A 19,943-nucleotide genomic window follows, 5' to 3' on the forward strand; every position below is an offset into this window, starting at 1 on the left:
CCCCGTCAGGGTTGTGCAGCGCCTCCATCGCGTACCGGCGCAGTTGCTCGGGCAGCGGCGTCCCCGGCGGCACCAGCTCGCGCTGCCGCGCGCGACGGCCGGTCGCTCATGGAGACGGTCGCCGCCTACGAGCGCGTCATGCTCCCGCGCGGCTTCGACACCGTGGACGCGTCGTCGCGGATGGCCGACCAGCTCTTCGGCACGACCGACTGACGGATCTGGCAAGGAGCCACAACACCCGCGCCGCCCTACGTGAGCTGGTCGACCGCTACGCCGCAGGAGCCGACCGGCGGCGCACCACATCTACGACACCCCCGACGGCCCCCGCATGTACGTGATGGCGATCCGCTACCTCGACGCCTTCGCCCGGCAGGACGGCCGGTGGCTCTTCGCGTCCCGGGACCTGCACGTCGACTGGACCGAGGACCGGCCGATGAGCCCCGACGCCGCACCGTCGCTCCCCGCCTGAGCCCGGCGTCAGGACCGCTGCCCGACCCGGCCCGCCGCGCGGGTGGCGAGCCGGGTGGCCGCCACGGCGCTGTTGATGGAGATCTCGCCGCGCATCCCCGGGGCCGCGACCATGTCCCCGACCAGGTAGACGCCGTCGCCGCGGTCGATGGCCGGACGGTCCCGCCAGGTCTGGCCCGGCAGGTCGAGCGCGCCGGTCCGTCCCTTGGCGACGGCGGTGCGCTGGAAGGTGACGCGGTCCGTCCAGCCGGGCAGCAGCAGGTCGGCGAAGGCGCTGAGACGCTGGTGCGCCTGGGCGTGGGGCTCGCCGCTGCGGACGGGCATCTGGAGCTGGTAGAGCGACTCGCCCGCAGGCGCGATCGAGTCGTCCTGCATGGTGTAGCTCTCGTGGAAGCCGCCCTCGTCGAGGTCGAAGACCACCGTCCGGTCCCCGCGCCGGGAGCGGACGGCGATGTCGAGCAGGGCGCAGTGCCCGCTGGTCCAGCTCAGGTCGTCGACGCCCAGCAGCCTGCCCGCCGAGGCCAGGTCGGTGGCGACGATGACGGGGCCGTTCTCGGGCAGCGCGTCGACGCGCGCGCCGGTCTCGATCCGCACGCCCAGCTCGGCCGCGCGGGCGGCCATGCGGTCCAGGACGGTCTGCCAGCCGCCGCGCACCCAGCGCACGGCGGGCGGACGCAGCCCGAACACCCGCTGGCACAGGTCCCACACGAACGCGGCGGACAGCCGTCCGGTGTCGGCGTCGTAGGTGACCACGCTGATGGCGTTGGCCATGTGCCGCGCGGTGGCCTCGCCCCAGCGGCCGGACGCCCAGGTGTGGAAGTCCTGGTCCACGGGGGCGGTCAGCCGGAAGCGGGCCTGGGCGCGCAACATCCCGATGGGCGGCAGGCGGCGCACCCGCCCGCCGACGCGGAACCCCAGGCCCGCGAGCGCGGCCGGCGCGGGCCAGCCCAACCCCTTGACGAACCCGCGCTCGGCCAGCCAGCGGTAGTCAGGACCGTCCGCGTAGAACACGTGCGCGCCGTCGTGGGCGACGTAGGGCGGGGGCGTAGCCCGTCCGCGTCCGCCGAGCGTGCGGTGGGCCTCGTGGAGGGTGACGGGCGCGCCGGTCTCGGCGGCGGCGATGGCGGCGGTGAGCCCGGCCAGGCCGCCCCCGACGACGGTGATCGAAGCAGAAGAGTTCGTCATGTCAGCAAGGACGGATGACCCCTGCCGCCTTGTGACATGGGCCCGCGACCTTTCGTGGGCGCGGCCCGTCAGCCTGCGCTTTCGGACTCTGGTTGCGCTGCTCGCGACAGCCAGGCGGTCAAGGCAGGCACCTGGCCTCCGGACGCGCAAGGGCCGGGCGGCGGCTTCCGCCGCGCCCGGCCCTGGTGAACGCCGTGTCCTCTCCGTCTAGTCGGGGCGGGGCGCCGGGTCGGCGGTCACCGCGCGCAGGAGCGGGCGGCTCAGCGCGCTCGCGCCCATGATCCCGGCGAAGCCCAGCACCACGAAGGCCAGCAGCGTCACCGCGCCCGCCGCGCCGAACCCCGCCGCGAACGGCAGCGCGAAGAACAGGCCCGTCAGCACCGAGCCGCCGCCCATCACCGCCAGCGGGATCAGCACCTCCTGCCGCCGCGCCCGGTCCAGCACCCCCAGCGGCGTCCCGGCCAGCCGCAACATCGCGTAGGTCTGGCGGCGGTCCAGCACCGCCGACGCGCCGGTGACGCCCGCGCTGGTCACCGCGATCAGGAACGACACCGCCAGCACGATCATCGCGCCGGTGCGGAGGTCGGCCATGAGGTACCCGGCGGCGATGTCGGCGTCGGCCGGGGTGGTCGCGACCTTGCCGGGAACGACGCCGGTCAGCGCCGTCCGCGCCTTGTCCACGGCGGCCTCGCCACCCGGCACGGTGGCCGTCACGGCGTCGTTCCGCTCGCGGCCACCCGTCTCGCTGATCTTGATGGTGGCGGGGAGGCCCGCCAGACGTTTCACCTGCTCGGCCACGGCGGCGGACCGGGCGTGCGGGACGACCAACTCCAGCCGGTCGGCGGGACGCTCCTGCGACATCGCCGACGGGTTCAGCAACGACAGGAACCCCGCCACGAACCCCGTCAGCGCCACCCCGGCCACCGTCCGCCACGCCGCGCGCGGGTCGTCCAGCAGCCGCCGCCCGGCCAGCAGCCGGGCCGGTTTCCGTGCCGTTCCGGCGGCGATCCGGCCGATCAGCGCCACCACCCACGGGCCGACCAGGTTGATGCCGAGGAACGCCAGCGCCAGGAACGCCAGCAGCACGACCAGGCCCACTTCCCGGAGCCCGCCGAGACTGCCGCCGACCAGGCCGAACGCGACGACGATCGCCACGAACACCAGCAGCCGCACCGCCTTCATGCCCGGCGGCGTCTGCCGCCGCGCCACGCCGAGCGGGCTCACCACCACGCGCCGCAACCCCACGACCGCGCTCACGCCGACCAGCAGCGGCACCGCCGCCAGCACCCCGGCGAGCCACGGCAGCGGCGGCCACAGGTCGGCGGCGAACCAGCCGCCCCCGCCGATCGTGATCCGCGCCAGGGCGGGCACGGCCGGCGCGTACAGCAGCGCCCCGGCGACGGCCCCGGCCAGCGCGGTCAGCACGGCCTCCACCACGGTGATCATGACGACCTGGCCGGGCGTCGCGCCCACCAGCCGCAGCGCGGCCAGCCGCCGGTCGCGGCGCGCCACCGTCAGCCGGGCCGCCGCGCCGCCGAACACCAGCAGCGGCACCACCATCAGCACCGACGCGATGGCGGCCAGCGCCTGGTAGATCTGCGGGACCGAGGAGACGTTCCCGGTCGCATAAGAGTTGATCTTGGTGGGGGTGGCGGACACGTCCGCGAGGTCGGCGCTGCGGGCCGCCGTCACCGCCGGGTCGTCCGCCGAACGGCCCACCACGGCGACCAGCTCGTCCGGATGGACGAGGGCGTCGTCGGCCAGCGTCCCGGCGGGCTTTCCGCCCGGGAAGCGGTTCGCCAGCTGGTCGGCGGGCAGCGCGCGCATCAGGTCCGCCAGCGCGGGCGACACCCAGGTCTCACCCGGCTTGGGGAAGCGCGCCATGCCGGGCGGCACCGGAGCCTTGGCGTCCAGCGCGGCCAGGTCCACCACCGTGAGCTGCCTGCCGCGCACGTAGTCGGTGGACAGCGCCTCCACGGCCGTCGCCGCGCCCTTCGCGGCGGACGGGTGCCGCCACGCGTCGGCGTCGGCGCGCTGCATGAACGCGTGATTGCCGCCCACCGCGAACAGCAGCAGCCCCGTGGACACCGCCACAGCCGCCATCGTCAGCAGCGAGCCCAGCAGCCCCCGGCGACCGCCGCCGCGCAGCAGCCGCCAGGCCAGCTCGAACGTCGTGCGCATCACGCCGCTCCGGAGGGCGCCAGCAGGCGGCCGTCGCGGACCTCCACGGTCCGGTCGCACCACGCCGCCACGTTGGGATCGTGGGTGACCACCACCAGCGACGCGTCGTTGTGCCGGGTCGCCTCCACCAGCAGCCTCATCGTGTCGTGCCCGGTCTGCTGGTCGAGCGCGCCGGTCGGCTCGTCGGCGAACACGACGGCGGGCCGCGTCGCCAGGGCGCGGGCGATCGCCACCCGCTGCGCCTGGCCGCCCGACAACTCGCCGGGCCGCCGCCCCTCCATCCCGGCCAGGCCGAGCGGCCCGAACCAGGTGCGCGCCGCCGCGACGGCCGCGCGGCGGGCGGTGCCGCCCAGCATCAGCGGCAGCGCGACGTTCTCCTCGGCGGGCAGCTCGGGCAGCAGCTCGCCGTGCTGGAACACGAACCCGAACCGGGTGCGGCGCAGCGCGCTGCGCCGCCGCTCGCCCAGGTCGTCGATGCGCTGCCCCAGCAGGTGCACCGCGCCCGCGTCGGGCCGGACGATCCCGGCCAGGCAGTGCAGCAGCGTGGACTTGCCCGACCCGCTCGGCCCCATGATCGCGACGGTCTCGGCGCGGCCCACCGCGAGGTCCACCCCGTTCAGGGCGACGGTGGGCCCGAACCGCTTGACCAGCCCGGACCCGGCCAGGACGATCTCGCTCACGCGGCGACCCGCTCGCGCTCCTCGTCGCGGGCGGGGAACTCGACGACGTCTCCGTCGTCACGGTCGTGGGCATCGCCGCGCAGCGACTCGGTGATCTCCTTGGCGGGCATGACCAGCCCGGCATAGGCGACGAAGACCACAAAGAAGACGGCGACCGGGACGTAGATGAGATACATGGCGTTCATGTCTTCATCGTCTGCGAACCGACCGTCTCGCCACATCGGACACAGGTTCGGTCCCGGAACCTCCCGGATCGGCCGAATGGTCGATCCCGCCATCGGCTGCGGGTCGTAGCCTCCCTGGATTGACATCCCCCCGTCCCTAACGGACGGGGATTCCACTCTGACCCGCTCCGGAAGGGAGGCGACCAGGATGGGGTTCGCGGTGCGTCGGCCTACTGGTGCGTGGCCCTTCCCGCGCAGGCACGGCATGCCCTGCCGCGCAAGCTCTTGCCATCTGCTGGATGTTGCGGGCGGCGTTCACATCCGCGTGCCCGGTGTGGGAGCAGGACCGGCAGGCGAAGACGGCTTGGCTCTCGCGCGCCCTCGCATCCCGGATCCCGCACGCCGAGCAACGCTGGGAGGTGTACGCCGGGTCGACCTTGACCACCCGGCCGGGGGCCTTGTGCTCCAGCCGGGTGGCCAACTGCCCCCAGCCCGAGGCCAGGATCGCCCGGTTCAGCCCGGCCTTGGCCGCCACCCCACGACCCGGCTCGGCCCGAGTGCCGCGCGCCGAGGCCGTCATGGACTTGATCTTGAGGTCTTCCAGCCCGATCACATCGAACCCCGCCGCCAGCGCGGTGGTGGTCTTCTCGATCCAGTCCTTGCGGCGGTCGGTCAGGCGCGCCCGCAGCCGATTCAGCGCCCGCTTCACAGCCGCACGGCGGCGGGACCCTTTGCGGGCACGGGCGAGCTTGCGTTCCAGCAACCGGAACCGGCGCGCCTCGGCCGCGGTGAGACCGGGAATATGCAGCAACTCGCCGGTGGACAGCGCCGCCGACACCACCACCCCGCGATCGACCCCCGCCGCCCGACCGTTTCCGGGCGCCGGCACCGGACCAGGAATATGCGCGAACGCGATGTGCCACCGGCCAGAGGCGTCCCTGGTGACCCGGTAAGACCTAACGCCGTCGGGCACCGGCCGGGTCAGGCGGAACCGCACCCACCCGGCTTTGGGCACCCATACCTGCGCCCACCGTCGCGACACCTTGCGCACATGACCGGGCTTGAGGCCGACCTGCCGGAAACCTTCGTGCCGTCCGGCCTTACGCCAGGTGGGACGCCAATGCGTCCCGGCGAAGAAGCCGGCCATCGCCTGGGCGAAGTCACGCAATGCCTGCTGCTGTACCGTCACCGACCCCGCCGCCAACCACGCGAACTCCCGCCGCGCCTCAGTGAGCTGCCGCGCCTGCTCCACATACCCGGGAGCCGTCCTACGCCCTAGTCGCCAGCATGCCTGCTGCTCGACCGCCAGGTTCCACACGAACCGCGCATGCGCGCAGTGCCCCACCAGCACGGTCTCCTGTTCAACAGTGGGGGCAAGTCGGTAACGGGGCATACGCAAAAAGTAATGCGCTGTTGCATCGGCCTGCATGAAAACGCAGGAATCCACCCTGTTCTCATCTGTTCGAGTGCGGGGTTTTCACAGCTAAGGAAGGTTGATGAACGAATCGGGGGGTCCGCTGGACCGCGTCCACTCGGTGGGGGGTTGCCTGGTCAAGGGCGTCGGGTGGTCGCTGGCCGGGCTGTACCTGCTGCTGTCGGCGGTGCAGACGATCGGGACGCCGTTCGACGTGGGCCTGCACGTGGTGGCCGCCGCCGCGGCGGTCGGGGCGCTGATCCGGCGCGGGATGGAGCGCTGGGCGGTCGGGACGGCGGCGGCGTCGTTGCTGATGACCGTGCTGATCGCCGTGGCCGAGCCGACGCTGCGCAGCCCCGCCGTCGCGGTGGAGGCGACCGGGCTGCTGGTGCTGACCGCCCGGGTGGTGTGGCAGGTGCCGCGCAGCCGACTGGTCCCGGTGGCGGTGCTGGTCGGCGGCGCGGTGGTGGCCATGCCCTTCCGCGCCTCGCCGGTGTCGGCGCTGCTGTTCTCCGCGCCGATGGCCGTGCTGGTGGCGATCGCCGTCGGCGCGGGCCTCTACCTGCGGGCCCTGGACGCGCGGCGGGCCCGCGCGCTGGCCGGGGCGCGCCGGGACGAGCGGCTGGAGCTGGCCCGCGACCTGCACGACTTCGTCGCCCACCACGTGACCGGCATCGTGGTGCAGGCGCAGGCGGCCCGGTTCGCCGCGCAGTCGGGGGCGGGGCAGAGCCCCGAGCAGCTCGACACGATGTTCGCCGGGATCGAGAGCGCCGGAACCGAGGCGCTGACGTCGATGCGCCGCATCGTCGGCCTGCTGCGCGAGGCCCAGGAACCGGGCGGCCGGTCCGGGGACGGGGCCGCCACCCGGCCGGTCGCCGATCTCGCCCAGGTGCAGGAGCTGATCGAGCGGTTCACCGACCCGCCCGCCACGCTCGCGCTGGACCCCGGGCTCGGCGCGCTGCCGCCGGAGGTCGCGACGTCGGTGCACCGGGTGGTGCAGGAGGCGCTCACCAACGTCCGCAAGCACGCCGCCGACGCGTCGGTGGTGCGGGTCGCGGTCGGGCGGCTGCCCGGCGGCGACGTCGAGGTGACCGTCCGCGACGACGGGCAGGGCCGGGGGCGGCGGCTGCCGTCCAGCGGGTTCGGGCTGGCCGGGCTGGACGAGCGGGTCGAGGCGCTCGGCGGCGCGCTGCGCGCCGGGCCGCGCCCGGAGGGCGGCTGGGAGGTGGTGGCGGTGCTGCCGGTGGCCGCGAGCCTGCGACAATCGTCGGCGTGACCATCCGCGTGCTGATCGCCGACGACCAGGAGATGGTCCGGACCGGGTTCCGGATGATCATCGATTCGCAGGCCGACATGGCGGTGGTGGGCGAGGCCCGCGACGGCGCGGAGGCCGTCGAGCTGGCCCGCCGCCTGCGGCCGGACGTGTGCCTGTTCGACATCCGGATGCCCCGCATGGACGGGGTGGAGGCGACCCGGCTGCTGGCCGGTCCCGGGGTGCCCGACCCGCTGCGGATCGTGATCGTCACCACCTTCGACATGGACGAGTACGTCTACGGCGCGCTGCGCGGCGGCGCGGCCGGGTTCCTGCTCAAGGACAGCGGCCCGGCGCTGCTGGTGGAGGCGGTGCGGGCGGCCTACAACGGCGAGGCGCTGGTGTCGCCGTCGATCACCGTCCGGCTGCTGGCCAACCTCGCCGAGCCCGCCGCCGCGCCGCGCCCGCCGCGTGAGCAGCTCACCGACCGGGAGCTGGACGTGGTGAAGCTGGTGGCGCGGGGGCGCACCAACGAGGAGATCGCGGGCGAGCTGTTCGTGTCGTTGTCCACCGTCAAGACGCACCTCGGCAGCGTGCAGCGCAAGCTGGCGGCCCGGAACCGGGGCGAGGTCGCCGCGTGGGCCTGGGAATCGGGCCTGATGCGGTGACGGCCGCGCTCGTGCCCGTTCCCGAGTCGCTGGGCGGGCTCCCGGCCGGTGCGGTGGCCGTCTGGACGCTGGCGGGGCTGGGCTGGCTGGTCCTGGTGGTCACGCTGCGGCGGGGCGTGCGCGGGGACGCGCGCGGGCCGGTGCTTTTCGGGCACGTGCTGACGCTGCCCGCGCTGCTGGCGACGTTCGCGATCCTCGGTTACGGCTCGCTTCCCGGGCTGATCGCGCTGACCGCCGAGTGGTGGGCGCTGCTGGCGGTCACCGGGTTCCGGCCCGAACGGCTGCTGGTGACGGGCGGGATGGTCCGGCTGGCGGCGTGGCTGGTGTTGGCCGCCGCCGCTGCCGTCGTCGGGACACGCCTGGTGTTGTGAGCGCTCAAAGCCTGGTCAGGGGGACGGCCGCCGTCCAGTGGTAGTCCTCCGGCTGGAGGATCTTCTTCAGGCGGGTGCGGCCCTTGCGGAAGGCGCTGAGGGCGCCGGTGACGGCCGCCGGGAGGTCGGCCAGGTCGTCGGGGAGCGGGACGGTCAGCAGCAGGTGCTGCTTGTCGTGGACCAGCAGCAGGTCGCCGGACGCGTCGCAACCGCGGAGCTTGAAGTGGGCGAGCGGCTTGTACTCCTTCTCGGCGACCGGCAGCTCGGCGAGGCGCGCGCCGTCCTCGTCGAAGACGTACAGGCCGGTCGTGTTGAGGTGCACGATCCGGCGGTGCCGCGGGTCGACGGCCAGGTCGTAGCGGTGGCCGCGGCCGGGGCCCTCGCGGTGGGCGGCGAGATCGAGGTGGCCGCGCAGCGCGCCCGCGCCGTCCATCAGCGCGAACACGAAATGGGCGCCGCGCTGGCCGCTCCACTTCTTCCGGCCCAGGGCCGCGACCGCGTACAGGTCGTCGCGGACCGGCACCGCGCCCCACAACCAGTCCAGCCAGTACGCCTCCCGCTCCAGGTCGGGGACGGCCTCCACCAGCCCGCGCAGCTCGGTGGGCGGGCCGTCGCCGGTGAGGGGGAAGGCGGGCAGGACGGGGCGCTGGACGGCGTGCCGCCGCCGGGGCATCAGCAGGGTGATCGGGTCCAGCGGGGGCAGGGCGTCGCCGTCCATGGGCTCCCGGGTGATCGCCACGCCCGTCTCCTCCACCAGGCACAGCAGCCGCCCGGAGGGGGTCGGGCGGGCGTCAAAGGTCCCGTCGGCAGAGATCAGCTTGGCCGAGGTGAGGGCGGCGTCGAGCAGGTACAGCTCGCCGATGTTGCCGGAGTAGCCCTTGCCGGACACCAGGAGCCGGCCGTCCGCCAGCACGCTCATCGCGGCCTGCGGGATGCCGCTCCACAGCGCGGTGGCGGCGGGCAGGCTGTCGAAGGCGGCCTGCGCGAGGGGCTTGCCGTCGGGGTCGTAGCGGGTCACCAGGTGGGTGCCGGTGCCCGCCAGGCCCTTGGGGTTGGGGACGTCGCGAGGGTGGAAGAGCCGCGCCAGCGTGTGGCGGCCGCCGTCCGGGCCGGTGCAGACGGCCAGGGTCTCGACGTCGAGCGGCTGCCGGAGGTCGATCGCCCGGTCGGCGAGCAGCGCTTCGGCCAGGACGAGCGGTTCCATACGGCTCACGGGGCTCCTCCGTCGTTCCCTAAGTGATCAGTTCGCGATCCTAGGGCGCGGTCCGGACGAATCGGACGCGTTCCCGGTGAACCCGGCGGACGCGGCAGCGGTCAAAGGTACGTAGTATCCGAGTCAGGGGAGCGCAAAGCCGCCGGAGGTGAACCCATGCCGTGTGCGCTGTGCGGCGACATCGTCCCGACCGAGGTGGCCCGTTGCCCCGGCTGCGGCGCGTGGTCGCGGCGGCGAGACTTCCGCGCGCTGGGCGTCGCGGTGTTCATGCTGCTGGGCTTCAACGCCTTCATCGCGCTGGGCTCGGGCATCAGCCTGCTGCGGTTGTTGCGGCCGCTGCACGGGGCCACCTCCGACACCTTCGACGCCGCCGCGACCGAACGCGCGCTCGGCCCCTACGCCGACGTGTTCGTGATCAGCGCGGTGCTGGCGGGCGCGACGGGCCTGCTCTACCTAGTGTGGTTGTGGCGCGCCTACGGCCAGTCGCCCGGCCCGCACCGGTACCACCGGGCGTGGGTGGTGCTGGGGTGGGTCACGCCGGTGGTCAACCTGTGGTTGCCACCGCGCATGGTGCACGAGATCTGGGTCAACAGCGGCCGGTACCGGATCGCCGAGCGGCAGACGGCCGGGCTGCTGGTGGCGGCGTGGTGGTTCTGCGCGCTGCTGGGGGCGGTGCTGGCCCGCGCGTTCTCGGTGGGGTCGGCGCAGACGCTGGCGGAGGCGCGGTTCGCGGTGCACGTGGGGGTCGCGGCGGCGGCCTGCCAGGCGCTGGCGGCGGCGCTGTGCATGGCGGGCGTGTTCGAGATCACACGCTTGCAGGTGGCGCGCGAGCCCGTCGCGGACTGAGCGCCCCATCGGCCAGCGCCAGCACGTCCACGCCCAGCCCGGCCGCCCGCCGTGCCGACGCCGCCGGAGGCGACATGCGGCCTCAGTCCCACACCCGCGACAACGTCCAGGCCCCGGTGGCGGCGTCGTACCGCAGCTCGTACACGCCGATCTCCCGCTCCGGGGTGGCCTCCACCCGCCAGTACTCCCGCTCCCCCACGGCGTCGGGCAGGTCCTGCTCGTCCGGGAGCTGCTCGCGCCACCAGTCGCGGGTGGCGACCCAGTGCTCCAGCACCCGCCGCACGGTGTAGAGCCGCCCCCGCCAGGCGAACCGGACCGGACGCCCCTGCGCCGACCAGACCTGGACCGGATCGCCGAACACGCGCGTCATCTGCCTCCCCCGCCCTGTGCGTGGTGCGTTTCACCGCACGGGGGAAGGCATGCGGCCCTGGCTCGAACATACGTTCGCAACCGAGTCTAGGGAAGCCCCCGTGCGGGCCGCAAGGTGGGGCGATCTTTGTCCGGAAACCCCCTTTTGCGAGGTCGCGGGGTCAGCCCAGCATGCGCTGGATCTGGTCGGCGACGTCGGTCACCTGGGACACGTCCGCCATGCCGCCGCCCGGCCACAGGTACGACCAGCCGCCGCCCACCGGCGTCGCGACCACCATCACCTGCCGCCGCGAGTACGGGCCCACCAGGCTCAGCACCGACTCCTCCGGGCCCGCCAGCCGCCAGCGCAGGCCGCGCGCCTCGGCCTCGTGGGCCAGCAGGGCCAGGTGGTGCCGCCGCACCTCGGAGATCTCCCGCGCACCCACAACAGACACCGCGATCAGCCGCCTCAACCGGAACAGGGCCGCCGTCCGTCCGGTGACCTGCAGCGCCCGAACGACGACAATTGGTAACTACTCCCCAGGATGGCCCGGAACAAATGATCAGCGCAGCCAATCGGGGAGAGTGGGCCGACCTATTTCCCGCACCCGGCCGCGCGCCGGATACCGACCCCGCGACGGGCCATACTTAGGTACGCCCGGTCCCCCGGGAGGCCGCCGGACGCGACCACCGAAGGAGAACGCCGATGACCGCCCCCTCCGGGCACGAGGGCACCGGGCTGCGCGAGCAGAAGAAGCGCCTCACCCGGCTGGCGCTCATCGACGCCGCGCTGGAGCTGTTCCTGGCGCAGGGCTACGAGGCCACCACCATCGACGAGATCGTCGCGGCCGTCGAGGTGTCCCAGCGCACCTTCTTCCGCTACTTCGCCGCCAAGGAGGACGTGGTCACCGGCCTGTTCGCCGAGTACGACGCGGTGATGGCGCGCGCGCTGGCCGCGCGCCCGCCCGGCGAGCCGCCGTTCACCGCCCTGTTCGAGGCGCTGCGGGTGATGCTGCGCGCCCTCGCCGACGGCGCCCCGGAGAACATCGACCGTTTCCGCCGCGCCCGCATGGTGATCGAGAGCACACCCGCGCTGATCGCCGCGCAGATGGCCCGGCACGGCGCCGTCGCCAAGACGCTGGCCGCCGAGATCGCCCGCCGCCAGGGCGTGGACCCCGAGACCGACCTGCGCCCGCAGATCGTGGTGGCCTTCCACACCGGCGCCACCCGCGTCGCCTTCGAGGACTGCGCCCGCCACGACATCTGGGACCCGGCGATCGTCGCGGCGCGGGTGGAGAAGTGCGTGGCGCTCGCCCGCGAGACGATGCGCGACTGGATGTCAGATTGACCAGGCAGCGGACTGCCGGGCTTGCTGCTGAGCGCTCCACCGGCTGTGGAGCCGCCCGCCGCGTCTGAACCTTCCCGCTAGTGCGGGGCGGTTGGGACGCCTGACGAACGCCCCGCGTTCCACGCGATCTCGCCGAGGGCGGCGATGTTGCGGGAAGCGTTGAGGTCTGCGTGGCAGGCGAGCCCACAACTCCGACACACGAACCGGGCCTGCGCCACCCGGTTGCGCTTGTCCATGTATCCGCACGCTCGGTCTTGACTGGGCGTTGCGGCGACGTCGGCCGCGCAGGCGGCCGGTGCGGATGTGGGCGGCCAAGGCGGCGTAGGCGTCACAGACCTTCTTGATGACGTGCTGTGCCGCTTGGGCTCCCAGGCCCTGCTCCTTCAAGGCCGCGTAGGTGAGTTTGCGCAGCGCGTACTCACGCTTGACGCCGGTGGCGAAAGCTGTCTCGGACACCCAGTTCGCGGCCTGGTTCGTCGCATGCAAGGTCGCCGCCAGCACCGCCGCCTGCTCGGGCGTCGGCTCCAACTTCACCTGCACCACTAACTTCATCTCGAACACACTGGCGACTACCATACGTGCGCGCAGGGGAACAGCACGTATCCCTGTCCTGCCATCGGATTCGGCGAACAGGACCAGGTACCCGCGAGGCCAAGAGACGTGATTCCGGCCAGGGAGCTTTACTGACCCGTCGGGCGTGTCTGGCAGTCTGTAGGGTTTCAGGCACATCGGCCCCCCGACCCTCCAGGACCACGATGACCACGCACTCAGGAGACAACGACGCCCTCCGGCCGGAGGACCCCCGGGAGCTGGGACCGTACCGGCTGCTGTCCCGGCTCGGCCGCGGCGGCATGGGCACGGTGTTCCTGGCCCGGGACTCCGGCGGCCGTCAGGTGGCGGTGAAGGTGATCAACCGGGAGCTGGCCGGCGAGGCCGCGTTCCGCGACCGGTTCGAGCGCGAGGTGACCGCCGCGCGGCAGGTGCGCCGGTTCTGCACCGCGCCGGTGCTGGACGCCGAGCTGGAGAACGAGCCGCTGTACGTGGTCACCGAGTACATCGAGGGGCCGAGCCTGGAGCGCGCGGTGGCCGAACGTGGCCCGCTGCCCGGCTCGGACCTGGAGGGCCTGGCGGTCGGCGTGGCGACGGCGCTGGCGGCCATCCACGGCGCGGGGATCGTGCACCGCGACCTCAAGCCCGCCAACGTGCTGCTGTCGGCGACCGGCCCGCGCGTGATCGACTTCGGGATCGCCCGCGCGCTGGACGCCGCCGAGGGCCCCACCCGCACCGGGCAGCTGGTCGGCACCCCCAACTACCTGCCGCCCGAGCTGCTGCGCGGCGAGCCGATCACCCCGGCCTCCGACGTGTTCTCCTGGGGCTGCGTGGTCGGCTACGCGGGGACGGGGCGCGCGCCATTCGCGGGCAACACCGTCCCGGAGATCTTCTACCGGGTGGCGCACGAGCCGCCGAAGCTGGACGACCTGGACCCGTCGCTGCGCGCGTTGGTCGGCGCGGCGCTGGACAAGGACCCGCGCAACCGGCCGTCGGTGCAGGAGCTGCTGGCCCGGCTGGTGGGGACGGCCGAGCCGAACCCGGCGCAGCTCGCCGAGACCGTCCAGGCGCAGTGGCACGGCCCGGCGAACGGCGCGCCGCAGTCCGCGTGGCAGCCGCCCGCCGAGGCGCAGGCCCCCGCCTGGCAGCCGCCGCAGACGCCGCCGCCGTCGCAGCGCCCCGCCGCCACGGCGCTGCTGGGCGACGGCCCGACCCGGCAGGACGCGGCCGCCGCGCCGCCCGCCGGGGGCGGCGACCTGCCCCGCAAGCCACTGCTGATCGGCGCGGCGGCCGTCGCCGGGGTGCTGGTGGTCGGGTTCGGCCTGTACTCGCTGCTGGGCGGCGGGCCGCCGGACAACACCGCCAGCATCTTCAACGACGACTTCTCCACCACCAACTCCGGCTGGGAGGGCGGCGAGTTCAACCCCAGCAGCAGCGAGTCGGGCTACATCGGCAACAAGTACCGGCTCCAGACGCAGGGCGCCAACGCCCCGCTGCGCTGGCGGTACGCGCCGGTCAAGTCCGAGCTGCCCAAGCGGGCGCTGATCACCGCCACCGTCACCCCGACGCAGGTCGCGCCGGACGGCCAGTACGGGTTGTTGTGCATGGCCACCGACGACTCCGACGACAAGAAGGAGCGCGCCTACGTCTTCCTGGTGCGCAACGACGGCAAGGGCGCGGCGCTGCGCAGGTGGTCGGGCGAGCAGGGCACCAAGGAGATCGCGGTGCCCGACTCGGTGCCCGGGTTCAAGGCCAACAAGCCCAACAAGCTCCAGATCGCCTGCGAGTCGGAGGACGGCGGCAAGGCGGCGCGGCTCCGGTTGTGGGTCAACGGTGACCAGGTGCTCGACGAGACCGACAAGGACGGCGCGCTGACCGGCTCGTCGGTGGGCCTGCTGGTGAACCGGGGCGGCAACGCCGCGCAGGAAGTCGTCGCCGACTTCGACGACTACGGCGTCGCGAAGATCAACGATTAGGCGGGCAGGTAGCCGCGCGTCCAGCGGTCCAGTTCGGCGAACACCCGGTCGCGGGCGGGCGCGGCCGACAACACCAGGTCGTGCAGCCCGCCCTCGATCCGCACCAGCGTGACGGCGCGGCCGAGGCGCGGCGCCCAGCGGGCCATGTGCTCGACGTCCAGGACGGCGTCGCCGCCGGAGACGTCCAGCACGCCCGCTTTGGGCTTGACGGTGCGGTCCGACGACATCACCAGCACCGGCACGTCGATGTCGAGCCCGGCGTGCACGCGCCGCTGCCCGCGCCGGACGGCCGCCAGCCACGCGGCGCGCACCGGGAAGCCCTCGATCGGCTTCCAGGCCAGGTCGAAGTCCCACTCGCCGTCGTGGTCGCGGTGCAGGGAGCGCGGGTACGCCTCCGAGACGGCGGCGGGCAGCGTCGCCTTGGGGAACCGGCCGCGCAGCGCGCCCGCCACGACCGCGCCGACCTTGCGGGTGACCAGGGGCGCGTTGATGTCCAGGAACGGGCTGTTGAGGAACAGCCCGTCGACCAGGCCCCGGCCCTGCACGCGGTCGGCCCACAGCGCGGCGACCAGGCCGCCGGTGGAGTGGCCGTTCAGCAGCACGACGTCGTGGCCGTCCTCCTCGCGGACGATCCGCACGGCCTCGTCGATCTCGGGGAAGTAGTCGGTGAGGCTGCCGACGAAGTTGGGCGTCTGGTGCGGGCGGAGCGAGCGGCCGTACTTGCGCAGGTCCAGGGCGTAGAAGTCGAAGCCCCGGTCCAGGTAGTGGTCGGCGAGGTGCTTCTGGAAGAAGTAGTCGATGAAGCCGTGCACGTACAGCACGGCGCGGCGACCGGGGTCGGTGGCGCGGCGGCGCACCAGGGTCGCGACGACGGGCCCCTCGGCGTCCTCGCCCAGCGGCAGCTCGATCGCCTCGTACTCCGGCCCCAGCACGTCCACGCTCACGTCCATGGGGCCAGCGTAGGGCCTCCCGGCGCCATGATCCCAAAAATCGGACAACCGACGATCCGACCGACCGAAAAGCGGCCATCCTCGGTACGAGCGTAAGCATCACCGCAGGCCATCTAGGGTAAAGCCCTGCCCAGAACGCGCGCTCAGCAGAAGGTCGAGGATGTCCGAAAACCAGCAGAACGGCTTGCAGGCGGGGCTGCGCCGCCGCCACATGACCATGCTCGCCATCGGCGGCGCGGTCGGCGCGGGCCTGTTCGTCGGCAGCGGCAACGTGATCCGGACGGCGGGCCCGGCCGCGATCGTGTCGTACGCGGCGGCGGGCCTGCTCGTGTTGTGCGTGTTGCGCGCGCTCGGCGAGATGGTGGTGGCCCGCCCGGTGGCCGGGTCGCTGGCCGAGTACGCCCGGATGGCGCTGGGCCCGGTGGCCGGGTTCACGATCGGCTGGCTCTACTGGTACCTGTACGTGATCCTGGTCGGCGCCGAGGCGGTGGCCGGGGCGGCGATCCTGGCGGCCTGGATCGACCTGCCGCAGTGGGTGCTGGCGGCGGCGCTGCTGGTGGTGATGACGGCCGTCAACCTGGTGTCGGTGAAGTCGTTCGGCGAGTTCGAGTTCTGGTTCGCCTCGATCAAGGTCGCCGCGATCCTGGTCTTCGCCGTGCTCGGCATCCTGTACGTGCTCGGCCTGTGGCCCGACGCGCCAGGCGGGCTGGGCAACCTCACCGCGCACGGCGGGCTGGTGCCCAACGGCGTCACCTCGATCTTCACCGCGATCGTGGCGGTGATGTTCGCCTTCGGCGGCACCGAGATCGTCACCATCGCCGCCGCCGAGAGTTCCGAGCCCGGCCGCGCGGTGGCCCGCGCCACCAGCAACGTGTTGTGGCGGGTCGGCCTGTTCTACGTGCTGTCGATCTTCCTGGTGGTGGCGATCCTGCCGTGGAACGACGCCGAGGTGCTGACCAGCCCGTTCGTCAGCGCGCTGGAGCGGATCGGCGTCCCGGCGGCCGGGACCGTGATGCAGGCGGTCATCCTCACCGCGGTGTTGTCGGTGCTGAACTCGGCGATCTACGTCTCGTCCCGGATGTTGTACGTCCTCACCCGCGACGGCGACGCCCCGGCGGGCCTGGTGAAGCTGAACCGCAACGGCGTGCCGGTGCGCGCGATCCTGCTGGGCACCGTCGCCGCCTGGGGCGCGGTGATCGCCTCCTACGTCTCCCCCGACGCGGTGTTCAAGTTCCTGATGAACTCGATCGGCGTCATCCTGGCCTTCGTCTACCTGGCCATCATGTTCTCCCAGCTCCGCCTGCGCGCCCGCCTGGAACACGAGGACCCGGCGAGCCTCACCTACCGGATGTGGGGCTACCCGTACCTGTCCTGGCTGGTGGTCGTCGCCCTGGGCGCGGTGCTGGTGTCGATGGCGGTGATGCCGGACCTGCGCTCCCAGCTCGTCGCGTCCCTGGTGAGCCTGCTGGCGGTGGCGGCGGCCTACCCGCTGCGCAAACGCTTCGGCCGCAAGCCGCCGGTGACCCACGTCGAGGTGCTCCCCCAGGACCGGTAGCGGCGGGCACCCGCACCGCCCCGGTGCCGTCCCGGCTCCAAAACGGGCACAAGAGTTGTGGATCTTCTGGCAAACGGCGGCGGTCCGGGGCTGAACGCGGCCTAACGTGCGCTTATGCCGGTCAACTCGTCCCTGGTCCTGCGCGTGTCCGCCGTCGCCTGCGCCACCGTCGTGGCGCTGGGGGCCTGCGGGGACGGCGACTCGTCCTCGTCCTCCGCGTCCCCGAGCGCCGCCGCCAGCACCAGCGCCGCCGCCACGCCGTCCGCGTCCGGTGTCACGCTCACCGCTCCCGCGCCGCCCGACCAGGCCAGCCTGGAGCGCGCCGCCAAGGCCGCCCTCGCCAAGGTGCCCGGCAGCACGGTCATCTCCATCGAGACCGAGGACAACGAGTCTCGCTGGGAAGTCCAGACCGTCACCAGCGACGGCACCGAGCACGAGGTCGTGGTGGACGCCGCCGACGGCAAGGTCCTCAGCGACACCCCCAAGCAGGAGGGCGCCGCCGACAAGACCAAGCACCGGGACCGCGTCAAGGCCGCCAAGCTCGACTACAAGGCCGCCGCCGACAAGGTCCTCCAGATCGCGGGCGGCGGCCACGTCACCGAACTGAACCTCGACGGCCACCAGGGCCGCACCGTCTGGGAGGCCGACGTCCAGACGACCGACGGCGGCAAGCGCTCCATCAGCATCGACGCCGGGTCGGGCGACAAGGTCTCCGACACCACCGGCTGACCCGGAAGGCTCAGTCCTTGCGGCCCGTGGCGGCCACGGTGACACCCAGCCCGATCATCATCATCCCGCCCGTCCCGCCCACGGCCGACAACCGGCGCGGCGACCGGGCGAACCACTCGCGCGCCGTCCCCGCCGCCACGCCCCACATGCTGTCGCACAGCAGCGCGATCGCGCAGAAGACCAGCCCGAACACCATCATCTGCACCGGCACGCGCCCCTGCTCCGGCACCACGAACTGCGGCAGCACGGCCGCGAAGAACACCGTCGTCTTCGGGTTGGTGAGCCCGACGACGAAGCCCTGCCGCAGCGCCCGCCCGCGCCGCTCCACCGGCGCGCCCAGCGCCTCCCGCAACGACCGCCGGTGCCGGAACGCCTGCACGCCCAGGTAGATCAGGTAGGCCGCGCCCACCAGCTTCACGGCGACGAACACCGGCGCCGAGCGCGCCACGACCGAGCCGACGCCCAGCGCCACCGCCGTGCTGAGCGTCAGCGCGCCCAGGGTGTTGCCGACCACGCTGGTCAGCGCGGCGCGGCGGCCCTGGGCGAGCGCCCGGCCGACCACGAACAGGATCGTGGGGCCGGGGACGAGGATGATGGCGACCGCCATCGCGGAGAAGGCGAGCAACTGCCCGAGCGAGATCATGGATCCGCACACTACGCAGCGCCCCGCGGGCGCCGACACCGATTTACCGGCCGCTACCGCACCGCCAACACCGCGCTCCAGAACGCGCTGGACGAGGCCGCCGCGCAGCCCGACATGAAGGCGCTGGTGGACGCGCTGGAGACGCTGTCCCTCAAGGTGTGAGCGAGGGCGTGGTCAGGGCGCGCCCAGCACGCGGCGGTCCGGGCCGGGCCAGCCGCCGGCCGGGCGCTCCCCCACGTTCAGCTCCCGCAGCCGGGCCAGCACGACGGGGTCCTGCGCGTCCAGCCAGTCCACCAGCGTGCGGAACGACACGCACCGCACCTCGGACCTGGTGCACACCGCGCGCATGACGTCGGCGACGGCCTCCATGTAGGAGCCGCCCCGCCACTGCTCGAAGTGGTTGCCGACGATCAGCGGGGCGCGGTTGCCGTGGTAGGCGCGGTCGAAGCCCTTCATCAGGCTCGCGCGCATCGCCGCGCCGCCCGCGCCGTTGGCCATGTAGTTGTAGTCCATCGCCAGGACCTCGCTGCCGCGGCCGGGCAACGGCACCTGCTGGAGCGGGATGTCCCACAACCCGTCGCGCCGCTTGGGCCAGACCTGCATGCCGTTGCCGCTGGAGTCGTAGCGGAAGCCGAGGCCGCGGGCGGCCTTGCGCAGGTTGGCGCGGCCCTCCAGGCAGGGCGTGCGGCCGCCGATCAGCTCCTTGTCGTAGTCGAACGGCAGCGGCGGCCGGTCCGTCCAGCCGGTCGTGGTCTTCCAGTTCTTGACGAACCACTTGGCCTGGGTGATCTCCGAGCGCCACTGCGCGGGCGTCCAGGAGTTCACGCCGGTGGGGCCGCAGAAGTGGCCGTTGAAGTGGGTGCCGATCTCGTTGCCGCTCTTCCAGGCGCGGCCGATCTCGCCCACCGTGCGGCGCACCGCGTCGTCGGACAGGTAGCTGATCGCCGACGCGCCGCGCGGGTGGCCCGGCGGCCGGTAGCGCATCCGCTCGGACTCGGGCAGCACGTAGAGGCCGCTGAGGAAGAAGGTCTGCGTCGCGCCCAGCTCCGCGCCCAGCTCGCGGAAGCGCGAGAACAGCCGGTTGGAGTCCTCGCCCGCGCCGTCCCAGGAGAACACCACGAACTGCGGGGGCCGCTGGCCGGGCCGCATCCGCTCGGCGCGGACCGCGCCGGGCTGGCTCCCGGTGAACGAGGTGGAGCCGTCGCCGATGAGGGCGGGCCGCCGCTCGGCCGCCTCGGCGGCGCCGGCCTCCGGGGCCGCGTCGTGGGACGGCAGGGCCCGGGGGACGGTCTCCGCGCCCCACAACCCGCAGCCGCGCACCACGCCCGCCACCAGCACCGCTCCGACCGTCGCGCCCACGGTCGCCTTCGCCACGCCCACCGCACACCCCGTCCCTGGACCGA

At 73.4% G+C, this 19,943-nt stretch carries 21 protein-coding genes; 9 read left to right on the top strand and 12 right to left on the bottom strand.

Features of this window, described 5'->3' with window-relative positions:
- The first annotated feature begins 337 nt into the window (after positions 1 to 337).
- Positions 338 to 469, top strand: coding sequence for a hypothetical protein (locus AH6_RS46570; RefSeq protein WP_281180217.1), 132 nt, complete (start codon positions 338 to 340; stop codon positions 467 to 469).
- An 8-nt stretch (positions 470 to 477) separates the two neighbouring features.
- Here the strand turns inward: AH6_RS46570 and AH6_RS10990 are convergent, their stop codons facing one another.
- The 5 genes from AH6_RS10990 to AH6_RS11010 form a co-directional block, all read right to left on the bottom strand.
- Entirely contained in the window at positions 478 to 1,653 is a 1,176-nt protein-coding gene (locus tag AH6_RS10990) for an NAD(P)-binding protein (protein WP_067477812.1), read from the bottom strand.
- 207 nt (positions 1,654 to 1,860) lie between these two features.
- The gene (locus AH6_RS10995; RefSeq protein WP_067477816.1) at positions 1,861 to 3,834 is read right to left on the bottom strand and encodes an FtsX-like permease family protein; all 1,974 of its coding nucleotides are present in this window, start codon (positions 3,832 to 3,834) and stop codon (positions 1,861 to 1,863) included.
- The gene (locus AH6_RS11000; protein ID WP_067477819.1) at positions 3,834 to 4,514 is read right to left on the bottom strand and encodes an ABC transporter ATP-binding protein; all 681 of its coding nucleotides are present in this window, start codon (positions 4,512 to 4,514) and stop codon (positions 3,834 to 3,836) included. Before AH6_RS11000 ends, AH6_RS10995 begins: the two co-directional genes overlap by 1 nt.
- On the bottom strand, positions 4,511 to 4,699 hold the full coding sequence (locus AH6_RS11005) for a hypothetical protein (protein WP_067477822.1): 189 nt from the start codon (positions 4,697 to 4,699) through the stop codon (positions 4,511 to 4,513). The genes AH6_RS11000 and AH6_RS11005 overlap by 4 nt, the downstream gene beginning before the upstream one ends.
- Before the next feature lie 136 nt (positions 4,700 to 4,835).
- Entirely contained in the window at positions 4,836 to 6,125 is a 1,290-nt protein-coding gene (locus tag AH6_RS11010; protein WP_245679264.1) for an RNA-guided endonuclease InsQ/TnpB family protein, read from the bottom strand.
- 49 nt (positions 6,126 to 6,174) lie between these two features.
- Between AH6_RS11010 and AH6_RS11015 the strand changes: the two genes are divergently transcribed.
- From AH6_RS11015 to AH6_RS11025, 3 genes are read left to right on the top strand one after another with little or no spacing between them, the layout of a single operon-like run.
- Complete coding sequence (locus tag AH6_RS11015) at positions 6,175 to 7,368, top strand: sensor histidine kinase (protein WP_067477825.1); 1,194 nt, start codon at positions 6,175 to 6,177, stop codon at positions 7,366 to 7,368.
- Positions 7,365 to 8,012, top strand: a complete 648-nt coding sequence (locus AH6_RS11020) for a response regulator (protein ID WP_083982597.1) — start codon at positions 7,365 to 7,367, stop codon at positions 8,010 to 8,012. The genes AH6_RS11015 and AH6_RS11020 overlap by 4 nt, the downstream gene beginning before the upstream one ends.
- Entirely contained in the window at positions 7,982 to 8,383 is a 402-nt protein-coding gene (locus AH6_RS11025) for a hypothetical protein (protein ID WP_245679265.1), read from the top strand. Before AH6_RS11020 ends, AH6_RS11025 begins: the two co-directional genes overlap by 31 nt.
- A 4-nt stretch (positions 8,384 to 8,387) precedes the next feature.
- Here the strand turns inward: AH6_RS11025 and AH6_RS11030 are convergent, their stop codons facing one another.
- On the bottom strand, positions 8,388 to 9,596 hold the full coding sequence (locus AH6_RS11030) for a hypothetical protein (RefSeq protein ID WP_157431399.1): 1,209 nt from the start codon (positions 9,594 to 9,596) through the stop codon (positions 8,388 to 8,390).
- A gap of 156 nt (positions 9,597 to 9,752) precedes the next feature.
- Between AH6_RS11030 and AH6_RS11035 the strand changes: the two genes are divergently transcribed.
- Complete coding sequence (locus tag AH6_RS11035; protein ID WP_067477832.1) at positions 9,753 to 10,442, top strand: DUF4328 domain-containing protein; 690 nt, start codon at positions 9,753 to 9,755, stop codon at positions 10,440 to 10,442.
- Positions 10,443 to 10,524: 82 nt separating this feature from the next.
- Here the strand turns inward: AH6_RS11035 and AH6_RS11040 are convergent, their stop codons facing one another.
- Both AH6_RS11040 and AH6_RS11045 read right to left on the bottom strand, forming a co-directional pair.
- Entirely contained in the window at positions 10,525 to 10,812 is a 288-nt protein-coding gene (locus AH6_RS11040) for a DUF6504 family protein (protein ID WP_067477835.1), read from the bottom strand.
- A 160-nt stretch (positions 10,813 to 10,972) separates the two neighbouring features.
- Positions 10,973 to 11,245 (bottom strand): hypothetical protein, encoded by a 273-nt coding sequence (locus tag AH6_RS11045; protein ID WP_067477965.1) that lies wholly within the window; start codon positions 11,243 to 11,245, stop codon positions 10,973 to 10,975.
- A gap of 251 nt (positions 11,246 to 11,496) precedes the next feature.
- Here AH6_RS11045 and AH6_RS11050 point away from each other — a divergent pair, with 251 nt between their 5' ends.
- Positions 11,497 to 12,138 carry a TetR family transcriptional regulator gene (locus AH6_RS11050; RefSeq protein WP_067477838.1) on the top strand — a complete coding sequence of 214 codons (642 nt, stop codon included), beginning with the start codon at positions 11,497 to 11,499 and terminating at the stop codon, positions 12,136 to 12,138.
- Here AH6_RS11050 and AH6_RS47195 read toward each other — a convergent pair.
- Complete coding sequence (locus AH6_RS47195; RefSeq protein WP_245679266.1) at positions 12,130 to 12,699, bottom strand: hypothetical protein; 570 nt, start codon at positions 12,697 to 12,699, stop codon at positions 12,130 to 12,132. The two genes, AH6_RS11050 and AH6_RS47195, sit on opposite strands and share 9 nt — an antisense overlap.
- A 194-nt stretch (positions 12,700 to 12,893) precedes the next feature.
- Between AH6_RS47195 and AH6_RS11055 the strand changes: the two genes are divergently transcribed.
- A complete protein-coding gene (locus AH6_RS11055) occupies positions 12,894 to 14,663 on the top strand; it encodes a serine/threonine-protein kinase (protein ID WP_067477841.1) in 1,770 nt (589 codons plus the stop codon).
- Here AH6_RS11055 and AH6_RS11060 read toward each other — a convergent pair.
- Positions 14,660 to 15,613, bottom strand: a complete 954-nt coding sequence (locus tag AH6_RS11060; protein WP_067477844.1) for an alpha/beta hydrolase — start codon at positions 15,611 to 15,613, stop codon at positions 14,660 to 14,662. The genes AH6_RS11055 and AH6_RS11060 overlap by 4 nt on opposite strands.
- A gap of 160 nt (positions 15,614 to 15,773) precedes the next feature.
- On the opposite strand from AH6_RS11060, the gene AH6_RS11065 reads away from it, so the two are divergent.
- Positions 15,774 to 17,168 carry an amino acid permease gene (locus tag AH6_RS11065; RefSeq protein ID WP_245679267.1) on the top strand — a complete coding sequence of 465 codons (1,395 nt, stop codon included), beginning with the start codon at positions 15,774 to 15,776 and terminating at the stop codon, positions 17,166 to 17,168.
- Positions 17,169 to 17,282: 114 nt separating this feature from the next.
- Entirely contained in the window at positions 17,283 to 17,897 is a 615-nt protein-coding gene (locus AH6_RS11070) for a PepSY domain-containing protein (RefSeq protein WP_067477847.1), read from the top strand.
- A gap of 10 nt (positions 17,898 to 17,907) precedes the next feature.
- On the opposite strand, the gene AH6_RS11075 is transcribed toward AH6_RS11070, so the two are convergent.
- On the bottom strand, positions 17,908 to 18,540 hold the full coding sequence (locus AH6_RS11075; RefSeq protein ID WP_067477850.1) for a LysE family translocator: 633 nt from the start codon (positions 18,538 to 18,540) through the stop codon (positions 17,908 to 17,910).
- Between the two features lie 174 nt (positions 18,541 to 18,714).
- The gene (locus AH6_RS11080; protein ID WP_067477973.1) at positions 18,715 to 19,914 is read right to left on the bottom strand and encodes a polysaccharide deacetylase family protein; all 1,200 of its coding nucleotides are present in this window, start codon (positions 19,912 to 19,914) and stop codon (positions 18,715 to 18,717) included.
- Positions 19,915 to 19,943: the final 29 nt, after the last annotated feature.

This window comes from Actinomadura hibisca NBRC 15177 (genome assembly GCF_001552635.1).
GTDB lineage: Bacteria > Actinomycetota > Actinomycetes > Streptosporangiales > Streptosporangiaceae > Spirillospora > Spirillospora hibisca.